General features: G+C 72.6%; 10 protein-coding genes and 3 pseudogenes. 1 reads left to right on the top strand and 12 read right to left on the bottom strand.

The features are described from left to right. Positions 1-271: 271 nt before the first annotated feature. The 5 genes and pseudogenes from B082_RS38360 to B082_RS0128285 all read right to left on the bottom strand — a co-directional run. Positions 272-873 (bottom strand): annotated as a pseudogene (locus tag B082_RS38360) (class II fructose-bisphosphate aldolase); the annotation flags it as partial. Further along, positions 854-1,036 carry a hypothetical protein gene (locus B082_RS40455; protein WP_324608510.1) on the bottom strand — a complete coding sequence of 61 codons (183 nt, stop codon included), beginning with the start codon at positions 1,034-1,036 and terminating at the stop codon, positions 854-856. The pseudogene B082_RS38360 and the gene B082_RS40455, both read right to left, overlap by 20 nt. 218 nt (positions 1,037-1,254) lie before the next feature. Next, positions 1,255-1,641, bottom strand: a pseudogene (locus B082_RS40450) (PfkB family carbohydrate kinase); the annotation flags it as partial. Positions 1,642-1,836: 195 nt separating this feature from the next. After that, positions 1,837-2,679 (bottom strand): annotated as a pseudogene (locus tag B082_RS36880) (SIS domain-containing protein). 18 nt (positions 2,680-2,697) lie between these two features. Further along, on the bottom strand, positions 2,698-3,498 hold the full coding sequence (locus tag B082_RS0128285; RefSeq protein WP_037711072.1) for an SAM-dependent methyltransferase: 801 nt from the start codon (positions 3,496-3,498) through the stop codon (positions 2,698-2,700). 264 nt (positions 3,499-3,762) lie between these two features. On the opposite strand from B082_RS0128285, the gene B082_RS0128280 reads away from it, so the two are divergent. Continuing rightward, entirely contained in the window at positions 3,763-4,749 is a 987-nt protein-coding gene (locus tag B082_RS0128280) for an alpha/beta hydrolase (protein WP_018555165.1), read from the top strand. Between the two features lie 55 nt (positions 4,750-4,804). Here the strand turns inward: B082_RS0128280 and B082_RS0128275 are convergent, their stop codons facing one another. From B082_RS0128275 to B082_RS0128250, 7 genes are read right to left on the bottom strand one after another with little or no spacing between them, the layout of a single operon-like run. Continuing rightward, positions 4,805-6,199, bottom strand: coding sequence for an amidase (locus tag B082_RS0128275; RefSeq protein ID WP_018555164.1), 1,395 nt, complete (start codon positions 6,197-6,199; stop codon positions 4,805-4,807). Continuing rightward, positions 6,196-7,422: an NADH:flavin oxidoreductase gene (locus tag B082_RS0128270; RefSeq protein WP_018555163.1), complete on the bottom strand. Its 1,227-nt coding sequence runs from the start codon at positions 7,420-7,422 to the stop codon at positions 6,196-6,198. The genes B082_RS0128275 and B082_RS0128270 overlap by 4 nt, the downstream gene beginning before the upstream one ends. Beyond that, positions 7,419-8,426 carry an oligopeptide/dipeptide ABC transporter ATP-binding protein gene (locus B082_RS36875; RefSeq protein ID WP_018555162.1) on the bottom strand — a complete coding sequence of 336 codons (1,008 nt, stop codon included), beginning with the start codon at positions 8,424-8,426 and terminating at the stop codon, positions 7,419-7,421. The genes B082_RS0128270 and B082_RS36875 overlap by 4 nt, the downstream gene beginning before the upstream one ends. Beyond that, a complete protein-coding gene (locus tag B082_RS36870; protein WP_018555161.1) occupies positions 8,423-9,466 on the bottom strand; it encodes an ABC transporter ATP-binding protein in 1,044 nt (347 codons plus the stop codon). The genes B082_RS36875 and B082_RS36870 overlap by 4 nt, the downstream gene beginning before the upstream one ends. Continuing rightward, positions 9,463-10,497 carry an ABC transporter permease gene (locus tag B082_RS0128260; RefSeq protein ID WP_018555160.1) on the bottom strand — a complete coding sequence of 345 codons (1,035 nt, stop codon included), beginning with the start codon at positions 10,495-10,497 and terminating at the stop codon, positions 9,463-9,465. The genes B082_RS36870 and B082_RS0128260 overlap by 4 nt, the downstream gene beginning before the upstream one ends. After that, positions 10,490-11,458: an ABC transporter permease gene (locus B082_RS0128255; protein WP_018555159.1), complete on the bottom strand. Its 969-nt coding sequence runs from the start codon at positions 11,456-11,458 to the stop codon at positions 10,490-10,492. Before B082_RS0128255 ends, B082_RS0128260 begins: the two co-directional genes overlap by 8 nt. Positions 11,459-11,501: 43 nt before the next feature. Beyond that, positions 11,502-13,115, bottom strand: coding sequence for an ABC transporter substrate-binding protein (locus B082_RS0128250; RefSeq protein WP_018555158.1), 1,614 nt, complete (start codon positions 13,113-13,115; stop codon positions 11,502-11,504). Positions 13,116-13,340 lie beyond the last annotated feature (225 nt).

Genomic DNA, 13,340 nt, shown 5'->3' with positions numbered 1-13,340 from the left:
CGGCGCCGGGGAGCGTCCGGGGAGTTTCGGCCCACGAGCCGGTCTTCCCGCTCCCCAGGCAGACCGCCGATGGTGCCGCGACCCTTGCTGCCGGCTTCCGGCATGAAGTGAGCATAGTAACCGAGGGTGATCGCCGGCGGTGAGCGTCCGATCCGGCGAGCCAGGGCCAGGGCGGACTCCCCGGCCTCCGGCATGATCGGGGCGCAGGTGTGCCGAAGCACGTGGAACCCGTCCTTCGGGGCCGCCGCCCACGGCCAGGCCTTCGCCACCTCGGCACGTCGAGCACCTCGCGCAGCCGCGCGATCGGCGTGAGGTCGACGGCGGCGTCACGGGTGGCCATGGCGTGTGAAGTGCCCACTGCGACGGCCGGGGCGTCGACCGCTGTGGCCGCGGTGAAGGCGGCTGCCTCCTCGGGGTCGGTCCGTACGCCGGGAGCGTGGGCGCCGGCCTTGCCAGCGACCTCGCCGGGTTCGGCCTCGACCCGCACGTCCGCCCGGTGGCAGTACCGCGTCACCTCACGGGTGGCGGCGAGATTCTCCCCGTACGGCAGCTTGGAGGCGTCGAACATGACCGAGCTGAAGCCGAGTTCGACGGCTTCGCGGACCAGGTCCACGGATTCCGCGTGATCGAGGTGGACGGCGACCGGGACACGTGAGGAACGGGCGATGGCCAGCGAGGCGTGGCCGAGGGGCGCCAGGGCGCGAAGGTAGCGCGCGGTGTTCTCGCTGGTCTGGAGGATGACTGGCTGTCCGGCCCGTTCGGCCCCGGCCACGATGGCCTCGGCGTGTTCCGGCTGCACGACGTTGAACGCGCCAACCCCCTTCCTGCCTCGTGGGCCGGGCCGACGATGTCGTCAGTAGGTATGAGCGGCATGGATCTTCTCCAGAGCGACGTGGGTGCGGAAACGGTGATGGAGGCGGGCGCCGAAGTCGCCGGCCAGGGGGCACGGCACGGCCGCGGCGGAGAGGGCGACCGCCTCCCGCAGGACCGCCTCCCAAGTCGGGCCGTCCACCAGACCCGCGGCGAGCGCGGCCACCCGGGCGTCACCCGCGCCGGTGGGATTCCCGACAAGCGCTCCGCTGGGACGCGTGCCGGCTCCCCGTCCGCGTGACCGCGAGCAGACCCTCGGGCCCCTGGGAGACGACCACCGCCTTCGCGCCGTGCGTGCGCGGGTCGGCCGCAGCCCGGGGCCACGTCCTGCCGGCCCGTTCCTTCGAGGAGTTCGGCGGCGTTGGGTTTGACGACGTCCGGACCCGCGCTCAGGGCGGCGCCGCTGGTGTTGAGGACCGTCGCCGCGCCCGCCTGGTGGGATGCCCGGATCAGGTCGGCGTAGGCGTCGCACGGCAGTCCCGGCGGCAGGCTGCCGGAGAGCACTACGACGTGGGCGTCCTGCACGAGGCGGGGGAAGCGGTCCGCGAAGCCGTCCCATTCGGCGGTGCTCACTGTCGCCCCGGGCTCGTTGAAGACGGTCGCGTCGCAGTCCCGGCGGGAGACCACGGTGAGCGTACGGCGGGAGTCGCCCGCCACTGGCACCAGGGCGTCCGCGAGTCCGGCAGCGCAAAGATCGTCGCGGATGGCCCGGCCCGTCGGTCCGCCGGCGAAACCGGTCACGAGGGCGGGGTGACCGAGCGCGGCCGGCACTCGGGCGACGTCGGCGCCCTTGCCGCCGGCGCGCCTGTGGGGGACACCGGTCACCCTGGGCGACCCGTGCGGGATCAAGGCCTCGGCCTCGTAGGTGACGTCGAGCGCGGCGTTGAGGGTGACGGTGACGATCACGGTGTCCGGCTCCTCTCCGCCCCGCTGCCGTCGCGCACGTGACCGCTCTTCGCGACTGCGTCAGGCATGGGCGTCGAGGATCACTGAGCGGGTCAGGTCGCGGGGGCGGTCCGGGTCCAGGCCACGCGTCCGGGCGAGAGCCGCTGCGCGAGGATCGGGTCCGCCATCGGGTCCCGGCCCTCCGCCGTCTCCGCTCCGGCGAACGTGCCTCCCGCCCGGGTGACCCCGTCGGCGAGGCCGTGCGGAGCCGTGCCGAACATCCAGGTGACGCGGCCGGGGGCAGCGATGCTGATCGGCCCGTGCCGGTACGCCATGGCCGGATACGCCTCGGTCCAGGCGCCGGCGGCCTCCCGCGTCTTCAGCCCGGCCTCCGGGGCCGGGCCCCGTACATCCAGCCGGCGCCGAGGAAGGTCGACTGCCCGGCGTCGCACAGCTGCGGATCCAGCGGTGCGGCCACCGCCCGTTCCGCGTCCCGGAAGGCACGGGACGGGAGATGCGTCCCGGATGGCACGGGACGGAGGATGCGTCCCGGATGGCAGCGGGCCGGCCGACTCCGGGTGGCCGCGCAGCAGGGCCGGCACGCTGGTGGCGAGACGTGTCTGGACCACTGACTCCTCGTCCACGAAGTCCGGCACGACCACTGAGTCGGCCGCCTCCATGATCGGAGTGCCGGGGTCCGCGGTGAGGGCCACCGCGGACACCGCGCCGCCCAGCCGGGACAGCGGTTCCAGCACCTCCGAGGTGGTACCGGAACGGGTGATCGCCAGGACCCGGTTCGTAGTGCCGGCCCATGGGGAACTCCGATGCCGCGAAGGCGTCGGTCTCCCCCTGGCCGCTGCCCTCGCGCAACCGGGCGTAGGCCATGGCCATGAACCAGGACGTTCCGCAGCCGGCCACGGCCACCCGCTCAGCGGGCGGCGGCTACCGCTTGGCGGCCACGAATCCCCATTGGTCGACCGGGTCGGTGACGACCGGCTCCTCGGGGCGCCACAGGCTGATCGAGCCGAAGCCGGGCTCCACCAGTTCGAGTCCGTCCGCGAAGGTCGCCATGATCTCCTTGGGGCGCGAGATGTAGGGCATGGCGCCGCCACTGGCGTACTCGTCGGACCCGGCCCGAGTCTCCGGGGTCTCGATGGTGTCGCACAGCATCAGGTGGCTGCCCGCGGGCAGCGCGTCCAAGTAGCTGCGGAGCAGCGCCGCGGCCTCGTCGGCGTCCGCCAGATGTCCCAGCGTCGAGAGCACCATCACGGCCACCGGCCGGTCGAGGTCCAGCGTGCGGGCGGCCTCGCGGAGCACCGTCTTCGCGTCCCTCAGATCCGCGTGCACATAGTCCGTGGCCCCTTCGGGCCGACTCGTCAGCAGGGCTCGGGCGTGGGCGAGGACGATCGGGTCGTTGTCGACGTACACGATGCGTGCTGTCGGGTCGACGTCCTGGGCGACCTCGTGCGTGGCGTTCGCCGTCGGCAGGCCGGTGCCGAGGTCCAGGAACTGCCGCACCCCCGCCTCGGCGGCCAGATAGCGCACCGCGCGTGCCTGGAACGCCCGGGAGGCGCGCGCTATCTCGATGATCTGCGGGTACAGCTCCTCCATCGTCGCCCCGAGCCGGCGGTCCACCTCGTAGTTGTCCTTGCCACCCAGCCAGAAGTTCCACACCCGCGCCGAGTGCGGCGTACCCGTGTCGATTCCGTCCACCGCCATCTGAATGCCCTGCCCGTCAGTCATCGGCCCTCTTCGCGTCGTACGACGGCGGCATGGACAGACTCCGTACCGCGCATGCCCATATTTCCTCACGTGCAACATCCGCACCAGCCTGAGGGGGAGCAACTCCCCTGCGGGGCAGGGCGAAAGCCTTTGCGCGGGTGGAGGACGGCGCCGCCCCGCCGCCGCGAGTTTGCCGGAACGGCAACGCCGATCGCGCCGATTGACCGCCCGTCGCATGATCGACACGTAAGCGCGACCGCCCGCCCATGACCCGAGGAGAGACCCTTGCAGCCCGAACCGACCGCCGGCTTCCGCCACCGCACCGTCGACAGCCCGGCCGGGCGCCTGCACCTGGTGGAGCAGGGCACCGGCCCCCTGGTCCTGCTCGTGCACGGCTTTCCCGAGTCCTGGTACTCCTGGCGCCACCAGCTCCCGGCCCTCGCCGCCGCCGGCTACCGCGCGGTGGCGATCGACGTACGGGGCTACGGCCGCTCCTCCCGGCCCGCAGCGGCCGACGCCTACCGGATGCTCGATCTGGTGGAGGACAACGTCTGTGTGGTGCGCGCCCTCGGCGAGGAGAAGGCGGTGGTCGTCGGCCACGACTGGGGTTCCAACATCGCCGCCGCTTCCGCCCTGCTCCACCCCGAGGTGTTCCGCGCGGTCGGTCTGCTGAGCGTTCCGTACGCACCGCCGGGCGGTCCCCGCCCGACCGACGTCTTCGGCCGGATCGGCGGCCCCGAAGAGGAGTTCTACGTCTCCTACTTCCAGGAGCCCGGCCGCGCCGAGGCGGAGATCGAACCCGGTGTGCGCGGCTGGCTCGCCGGTTTCTACGCGGCGTTGTCCGCCGACACCATGCCGGCCCCGGGCGCCCCGGACCCGCACTTCGTCGCGCGCGGCGGCCGGCTGCGTGACCGCTTTCCGGCCGGCCGGCTGCCCGCCTGGCTGAGCGAGGACGATCTCGACGTGTACGCCGGGGAGTTCGAGCGCACCGGTCTGACGGGGGCGCTCAACCGCTACCGGAACATGGACCGTGACTGGGAGGACCTCGCGCCCCAGCGCGGAGCCCCGGTCGAGCAGCCGTCCTTGTTCATCGGCGGCACTCTGGACGCCTCCACCACGTGGATGGCGGACGCCATCGACGCGTACCCCTCCACCCTCCCCGCCCTGTCCGGTTCGCACCTGCTCGAAGGCTGCGGTCACTGGATCCAGCAGGAACGCCCCGATGAGGTCAACGGCCTGTTGACCGAATGGCTCGCGGCCCTTCCCGGCTGAGGCCGTCGGCTGTGAGGCGCTCACCCCCGGCCGGGGATCCTGCGGCCCGTCCGCCTCAGGGCGCCGTGTCCCAGGGCGCCTCCGCCTCCAGCTGGGCCGCCAGGGCCAGCAGTGTGCCCTCCGCGCCGAGCGGGGCACCGAACTGGACGCCGAGGGGCAGGCCCCGGCTGTCCCGGCCGAAGGGGACGGACATGGCCGGCATCCCGGTCACGTTGTAGACGCTGGTGAAGGCGGAACTGACGGAGGCGTGGCGGTAGATGGTCTCCGGGACCGCGGTGTCCAGGGTGCCGAGCAGCGGGGTGGGCCGGGCGAGGGTCGGGCTGAGCAGGACGTCGAAGTGGCCGAAGGCGGCCCCGGTCTCCCAGCCGATCTCCTGGGCGCGGCGCAGTGCGCGGCTGACGTCGGCCGCCGCCAGGGCCCGGTAGGTGTCGTACACGACGCGGGTGAAGGGTTCGATGTCGTCGTCGGCGAGGGGTCTGCCGAGGGCGGTGAGGCGGCTCTCGATCTGGGCGACCAGGTCCGCGCCCATCAGGACGGCGGAGGTGGCGGCCACGTCGCCGGGGCGGTAGCGGGCGGTGGTCTCGGTGACGTCGTGGCCGAGGTGTTGGCACAGGAGGGCGGCGGCGCGGGCCGCCCGCGCGCACTCCGGGTGGACCTCGGGTCCTTCGGGGAGGGCGGTGAGCAGGCCGATCCGCAGCCGGCCCGGGTCGCGGCGGGCGAGTTCGGAGAAGGGGGCCGCCGGTGCCGGGGTGGCGTAGGCGTCGCCGGGCAGGGGGCCGGCGACGACGTCGAGGAGCAGGGCGCTGTCCCGGACGGTCGTGGTGAGCGCGTGGTGGACGGAGACGAGGCCGGAGAGGGTGGTGGGGCGGGGCGCGGGCGAGACGCGTCCCCGGCTGGGCTTGAGGCCGAACAGGCCGCAGGCGGCGGCCGGGATGCGGATCGAGCCGCCGCCGTCGCTGGCGTGCGCGACGGGGACCATCCCGGCGGCGACGGCCGCCGCCGAACCGCCGCTTGAGCCGCCCGGGGAGCGCTCGGTGTCCCAGGGGTTGCGGGTGGGGCCGAAGAGGGCGGGTTCGGTGGAGGCGTTGAGCCCGAATTCGGGGGTGTTGGTGGTGCCGAGGACGACGGCTCCGGCACGCCGGTAGCGGGCCACGAGTTCGCTGTCGTGGCGGGCGGTGGCGGTGGCGAAGAGGCGGCTGCCACTGGTCGCGGGCAGGCCGGCGACGTCGGTGCCGAGGTCCTTGACCAGGACCGGGACGCCGTGCAGCGGGCCGTCGGGGAGTCCGGCCGCCACCTCGGCGCGTGCGGCGTCGAACCGGGTGTGGACCACCGCGCCCAGGCGGGGGTTGTCCTTCTCGATGCGGGCGATGGCCTGTTCGGCGACGGTGGCGGCGTCGGTGGCACCGCTGCGGACCGCTCCGGCCGTGGCGACGGCGTCCCGGCGGCTCATGACACGTACCCGGCGGGCTTGCCCCAGGTCTCGCGGCGGGTGGTGTTCCGGTCGACCAGGACGCAGCGGGTGCCGGTGAAGTTGGTCGGCATGCACTTGTTGCAGTGGATGCACAGGGAGGGTGTGGTGGCGTCGTCGTGCATGCGGTTGACCAGGTCGGGCTCGCGCAGCAGGGCGCGGGCCATCGCGACGAACTCGAAGCCCTCCCGCATGGCCAGGTCCATGACGGGCTTGGTGGTGATGCCTCCGAGCAGGATCATCGGGAGTTTCACCGCGGCCCGGATCTGGCGGGCGTCCTCCAGGAGGTAGCCGTCGCGGTAGGGGTAGCTGCGCAGGAACCGCTTGCCGACGAGCTTGACGCCGAGCTTGATGGGCTGCGGCATGATCGCGGAGAAGTCGTCCAGCGGGGCGTCGCCCTTGAAGAGGTACATCGGGTTGAGCAGGGAGCTGCCCGCGGTCATCTCCAGGGCGTCGACCGTGCCGTCCTGTTCGAGCCACTGCGTGACGGGGATGGCCTCGTCCAGCCAGAAGCCGCCGGGCACCCCGTCGTCCATGTTCATCTTGGCGATGACGGCGATCCGGCCGCCGACCGCGTCGTGGACGGCCCGCATGATCTCCCGGGCGAACCTGGCCCGGTTCTTGAGGCTGCCGCCGTAGGCGTCGGTGCGGTGGTTGACCTTGGGACTGAGGAAGGAGCTGGCCAGGTAGTTGTGGCCGAGGTGGACCTCTACGGCGTCGAAGCCCGCCTCGACGGCGCGGCGGGCGGCCTCGGCGTGGGCCTCGGTGACGCGCCGGATGTCGTCGAGGGTCGCCTCCCGGGCCCAGCTGATGGTGGTGGCGTGGAAGTGCCGGGACGGGGAGAGCGCGGGGGCGCCGTTGCCCTTGGGGTTGGCGACGGGGCCGCCGTGGCCGATCTGCGCGCTGACCGCGGCGCCCTCGGCGTGGACGGCCTCGGTGAGCGCGCGCAGGCCGGGCATCGCCTCGTCGGTCCAGTGGATCTGGTGGCGGTCGGTGCGCCCTTCCTTGGCGACGGCGCAGTAGGCGACGGTCGTCATGCCGACGCCGCCCTTGGCGTAGGCGACGTGGAAGTCGACGAGGTCCTTGGTGACCAGGGACTTGTGGCTGAGTCCTTCGTAGGTCGCGGCCTTGATGACCCGGTTGCGGAGTTTGAGCGGGCCGAGCTGGGCGGGTGCCAGGACATCGGGGGTCTCGGTGGTGGTCATGCGGGGTTCCTCTCGGGCGGGGCGTGGTGGCAGGCGATCCGGTGGCCGGGGCGGATCTCCCTGAGCGGCGGCTCCCGCTCGGCGCACCGGGCGGTGGCGAGCGGGCAGCGGGTGCGGAAGCGGCAGCCGGACGGCGGGTTCAGCGGGGACGGGAGTTCGGCGGCGGTCCCGGCCGGTCCGGGCTCGGGCGCTCCGGCCGGTTGTGGGCCGCGCTGGACCTCGGGGAGCGAGGCGAGCAGCAGCCGGGTGTAGGGGTGGACGGCCTCGTGGTGCATGCCGTCGGAGGGCAGGACCTCGCAGACCTTGCCGAGGTACATCACCATGACGCGGTCGCTGATGTTCTTCACCACGGCGACGTCGTGGGCGATGAACACCATGCTCAGCCCGCGCCGGCGCACCGTCGTCTCCAGCAGGTTGAGGATCTGCGCCTGGACGGACACGTCGAGGCTGGAGACGGGTTCGTCGCAGATCAGCACCTCGGGGTCGAGGAGCAGGGCGCGGGCGACGCAGACGCGCTGGCACTGGCCGCCGGAGAGTTCGTGCGGTCTGCGCTCGCGTACGGTCGCCGGGTCGAGGCCGACGTCGCGCAGGGCGGTGTCGATCCGCTCGTCCTTGTCGCGGGTGTCCTCGCCGCTCCCCCAGATCGAAGGGCCCTCCCACACCAGGTCCTTGACGCGGCGGCGGGGGTTCAGGGCGGAGACCGGGTCCTGCATGATGATCTGCATCCGGGCGCGGGCCCGGCGCAGCTCCCTGGGGGCGAGCCCGGTCAGGGTCACGTCGCCGAGGCGTACGGTGCCGGAGTCCGGGGGCGGCAGCTGGATCAGGGAGCGGCCGACGGTGGACTTGCCGCAGCCGGACTCGCCGAGGATGCCGAGGGTTTCGCCGGCCGCGACCTCCAGGCCGACCCCGGAGACGGCGTGCACCTTCTGTCCGCGGCCGGCCGGGTACTCCACGACGAGGTCCTCGGCGCTGAGCGCGGGCGCGGTGGGTCGGGTGCTCGTCATACGGCGGCCTCCTCGGCGGCTCCCAGGGGGTGGTGGCAGGCGACGGCGCCGGAGCCGGGGTCCCCGGTGAGCCGGGGGGACTCGGTGGCGCAGCGGTCGCTCGCGTGGCCGCAGCGGGGGGCGAAGCGGCAGCCGGGGGGCGGGTTCAGCAGATGGGGCGGGCGGCCCTCGATGGTGGGCAGCAGGGTGTGCGGGGGCTGGTCGATGCGCGGCACGGAGGCGATGAGGGCGCTGCTGTACGGGTGCCTGGGGTGGTCGAACACGGCGGCGGTGGGGGCGTATTCGACGAGGCGGCCGGCGTACATCACCGCGACCCGGTCGGTGCGGCCGGCGACCGTGGCGAGGTCGTGGCTGATCAGGATCATCGCCATGCCGAGGTCCCGGGTCAGGGCCTGGAGCAGGTCGAGGATCTGTTTCTGCACGGTGACGTCGAGCGCGGTGGTCGGTTCGTCGGCGATGAGCAGGCGCGGCCCGCAGGCCAGGGCCATGGCGATGACGACGCGCTGCCGCATCCCGCCGGAGAGTTCGTGCGGGTACTGGCGGGCGCGGCGGGCCGGTTCGGGGATGCCGACCTGCCGGAGCAGGTCGACGGCGCGTTCCCGGGCCGCCGTACGGCTCAGCCCCTGGTGCAGCCGGACGCTCTCGGACAGGTGGGTGCCGACCCTCTTCACGGGGTTGAGCGAGGTCATCGGGTCCTGGAAGACCATGGCGACCTCGGTGCCCCACAGGGCCCTGCGGCCTGCCGGTCCGAGGGCGTGGACGTCCTGGCCGCCGAGCAGGACGGTGCCGGAGACGGTGGTGGCGGGGCCGTCGGTGATCAGGCCCATGAGGGTGCGGCCGAGGACGGACTTGCCCGAGCCGGACTCCCCGACGATGCCGAGGGTCTCGCCCTCGCGCAGGGCCAGGCAGACGCCGTCGACGGCCTGCACGGGCCCCCGGTGGGTGTGGAAGACGGTCCGTACGTCGGTCGCGCTCAGCAGCGCGGGGGTTTCGGTGCCGGCGCCGGCCGGGGGCGCTGCGGACAGGGGCTCGGTGGTCACGGTTTCACGCTCCGGGAGTCCCAGCGCCCGCGAGCCTTCTCGCCGACGATGTTGAAGGCGAAGACGGTGAGGAAGAGGAACGCGCCGGGTACCAGCACGATGTGCGGGTGCTGCTCGAACACCCGGCCCTCCCCTTCGGCGATCATGTTTCCCCAGGTGGGTTCGGGTGGCTGGATGCCGAGTCCGAGGAAGCTGAGGGACGCCTCGGCGACGATGAGGACCGAGATCATGACGACGGCCAGCGACAGCAGGGGCAGCAGGACGTTGGGCAGCAGTTCGCGCAGGAGGATGCGGGAGCGGGTGGCTCCCATGGCGCGGGCGGCGACGACGAATTCGCGGTTGGCGTACGCCATGGTCGTGGCGCGGGCGAGCCGGACCATGCCGGGGATCGTGAGCAGGGCCAGCGAGAAGGCGATGTTGCGCAGGTGCGGCTGGAGGACGGTCGCCAGGGCGATGAGCAGGATCAGCGGGGGCACGGCGAGCAGCGAGTTGGTGGCCATGCCCACCACCCGGTCGGCGGCCTTCCCGAAGTAGCCGGCGGCCATGCCGATCGCGCCGCCGACGACCGTACCGATGGCGACCGCCGACAGGGAGATCAGCAGCGAGGAGCGGGCGCCGTACAGGGACCGGGCCAGCAGGTCGAGCCCGAAGGCGTTGGTGCCCAGCGGGTGGCTGCCCGCGAACACCGGTCCGCCGAAGACGGGTTCGGCGACCGTCGTCGCGACGTCCCGGTCCTCGGCGAGCGGCAGCCAGGGCGCGGCGAGCATCGCGAGGCCGAGCAGCACCAGCCAGCCCGCGCCGAACCAGAACACCACGTCGAAACCGGGCCCCGCCCACCGCTTCCCGAGCCGGGAGGCGCCGGCGAGCGTCAGACCGAGGCCGGCCAGGGCGACGGCGGTCCTGGCGAACGGGACGAGCCTGCCCGTGCGTGCCCCGTACACCAGCAGGACGAGGCCGGCGGCGGTCAGGGCCAGGGCGGTGAGCAGTTGCAGCGGGAAGGAGGTCCGCGCACGCGGAACGATCTCAGACATGAACACGTCGCGTCCTCGGGTCCAGGTAGCCGTAGGAGAGGTCGATGCCGGCGTTGATCACCACGTAGATCACGGCGATGGTGAGCACCGCGCCCTGGACCATGGGGTAGTCGCCCTGGCCCGCCGCGTTGACGATGAGCGTTCCCATGCCGGGCAGCGAGAACAGGTACTCCACGACGACGGTGCTCCCGATGAGCCGGCCCAGGCTGAGCCCGAGAAGGGTGACCAGGGAGAACGAGGAGGGGCGCAGGGCATCGGAGAACAGGACGCGCAGCGGGTTCATGCCCTTGGCGCGGGCGGCGAGGATGTAGTCCTCGCGCAGGGTGACGATGAGGTCGCCGCGCAGGACCCGGGTGAACATGGCGAGTTCGGCGAGCCCCACGGTCAGGGCCGGCAGGAAGGCGTGGTGCAGGTTGCCCGCCAGGTCTCCGTCCCCGATGCGCACCCACTCGGTGCGCGGGAACCAGCCGGCCGAGTCGACCAGCACGAGCACCAGCAGCAGACCGGCCAGGAAGCTCGGCACGGACAGCACGCCGAAGGTGCCGGCGCCGATGATCCGGTCGGCCGCCGAACCCTCCCGGTACGCCGACCACATGGCCAGCGGCACCGCGAGGACCAGGGCGATCAGCAGTCCGAGCACCGCGATCTCGAAGCTGACGGGCAGTGCGGACAGCACCCGGTCGGTGACACCGCTCTGCGGCGGTACGACGGAGTGGCCCAGGTCCCCGGTGAGGGCGTTGCCCAGCCAGTCGAAGTAGCGGGTGACGAGCGGCTGGTCGAGACCGAGGTCGTGGCGGACCTCGGCGTACTCGGCGGGCGAGTGCCCCGCCCCGAGGATGTCGACGGCCGGGTCCGACGGCATCAGGACCACCAGGGAGAACACCCCGATGCTCGCGACGAGGAGCACGCCCACCAGTTCCAGGCCCCGCAGGGCGAGGCGGCGCAGTGCGGCGGGGCTCATGGTTCCTCCAGTTCCGCCGGGGGAGGCAGGCCGGTCGACGGGGTCACTCGCTGATCCATGCCTCGCCGAAGAGGGCCATGTACTCGTCGGTCGGAACGATGCCGTGGACGTTCTTGCCCCAGGCGGTGAAGCCGGCGCTGGCTCCGAGGTTGACCAGGGGGACGTCCTCGTTGAAGAGGGTCTGGACGTCGTCCAGAATCCGCTGGGTCTCCGCGTCCGAGTCGGCGGCCTGCAACTCGACGAGCAGCGCGTCCATCTTCTTGTTGGCGTATCCGCCGGGGTTGCCGTAGCTCTCGGAGTTCAGGACGCTCTGGAGGCGGTGGTAGGGGTCGCTCTCGGAGATGCTGGCCGCGCCCCGGCTGATGTCGAAGTCGTGGTCCACATAGGTCTTCGCGACCCGGTCCGCGATGGAGGGGACCATGTCGAGCTTCACCTCGAAGCCGACGCGTTCCAGCATCGCCTTGGTGACGACGGCCTTGGACCGGGAGACGGGGTCGGTGCCGTCCATGTAGGTGAGCTTGCCGTCGTAGCCGTCCTTCCTGGCCTCGGCGAGGAGCTTCTTCGCCTGTTCGAGGTCGATGCCGAGGGGCTCGGTCTTCGAGTGCAGGCGTGATTCGGGCGGGAAGATCTCCTGGCCCGGCAGGCCCTTGCCGTCGTAGGCGCGTTCGGTGTCGAGCTTCGGGTCGAGCGCCAGCGCCATCGCCTTGCGGACGCGCAGGTCGCTGCCCGGCCGGCCGCTGCGGGTGTTGATGGTGATCATGTTGCCGAGGCCGGTGAGGGTCAGCTCCCCCGGGTGGCCCTCCTTCACGGCGTCGTCCACGACGTCGGGGCTGCGCATGTACGTCACGTCGGCGGTGCCGTCGTTCAGCGCCTCCAGCTTGGCGCGGTCGGCCTGCGGCCAGGTGAAGCGCAGCGCGTCGAGGTGGGGCACGCCCTTCCAGTACTTCTTGTTCGCCTTGAGGACCATCTCCTCCTGCGGGGCGTACGAACCGAGTGTGAAGGGTCCTGCGCCGATCGGGCGGAAGGTCTTCGTGGCGTACGCGGCCGGCGCGACGATCATGCCGGGTGCCTGGGCGAGCATCGCGGGGAAGGTGGCCCAGGGGCGGCGGAGGGTGAAGACGACGGTGTGCTCGTCGGTGGCCTCGGTCTTCGCGAGGTTCGGGGCCAGCAGCGCGGTGTCGGCGCCCTTGTTCTTCTGGTACCAGGCGATGCTGGCGACGACGGCGTCGGCGTCGAGCGGGGTGCCGTCGGAGAAGTTGACGCCGTCGCGGAGCTTCAGGGTCCAGGTCTTCAGGTCGGCGCTGCTCTCCAGCGACTCGGCCAGCCACGGTTCGTACGTGTTCGCCGCGGTGTCGTAGCGCATCAGTACGTCGTAGACGGCGGCCAGGGCCGAGCCGCCGGAGGCGCCGGTCGCGAAGGTGACGGCGGGGCTGAGGCTGCGGGCCTCGCCGTAGTCCGCGAAGCGCAGGGTGCCGCCGCGGACCGGGGTGCCGCCCTTCGGCTGTTCACCGATGCTGCCGAACGTGTACCGCCCGCGTTCGGTCTTCTGCTCCTTGCCGCCGGCCCCGTCGTCGGGTGAGGCGCAGGCGGAGGTGATCAGGGCCGCCGCGGCCAGGACGGCGGCGAGTCGGGCTCTGACCCGTGGTGTTCGCTTCATTGCATCCTCCAGTTGTCCGGAGCCCGAAGTCGGGAAGAACAGGTGCCCGAGGGGGCGGGAAGAGCGGTGCCCGGGAGGCGGGCGGGATGAGCGGGTGCGGATACGCCGGAGGGCGGGTGCCCGGGGGCGGATCGTGGGGGGACGCTATGGCCGGCGAAATCCGGCCGCCGTGACGCATCCCACTCAGCGGGAACCCGGGCCGGGGGTGTGCGCGCGGGGGGTGCG

Source organism: Streptomyces sp. ATexAB-D23 (assembly GCF_000373645.1).
Taxonomy (GTDB): domain Bacteria; phylum Actinomycetota; class Actinomycetes; order Streptomycetales; family Streptomycetaceae; genus Streptomyces; species Streptomyces castrisilvae.
The sequence above is the reverse complement of the archived record's forward strand: the minus strand, read 5'-3'. Positions and strand labels throughout refer to the sequence as shown.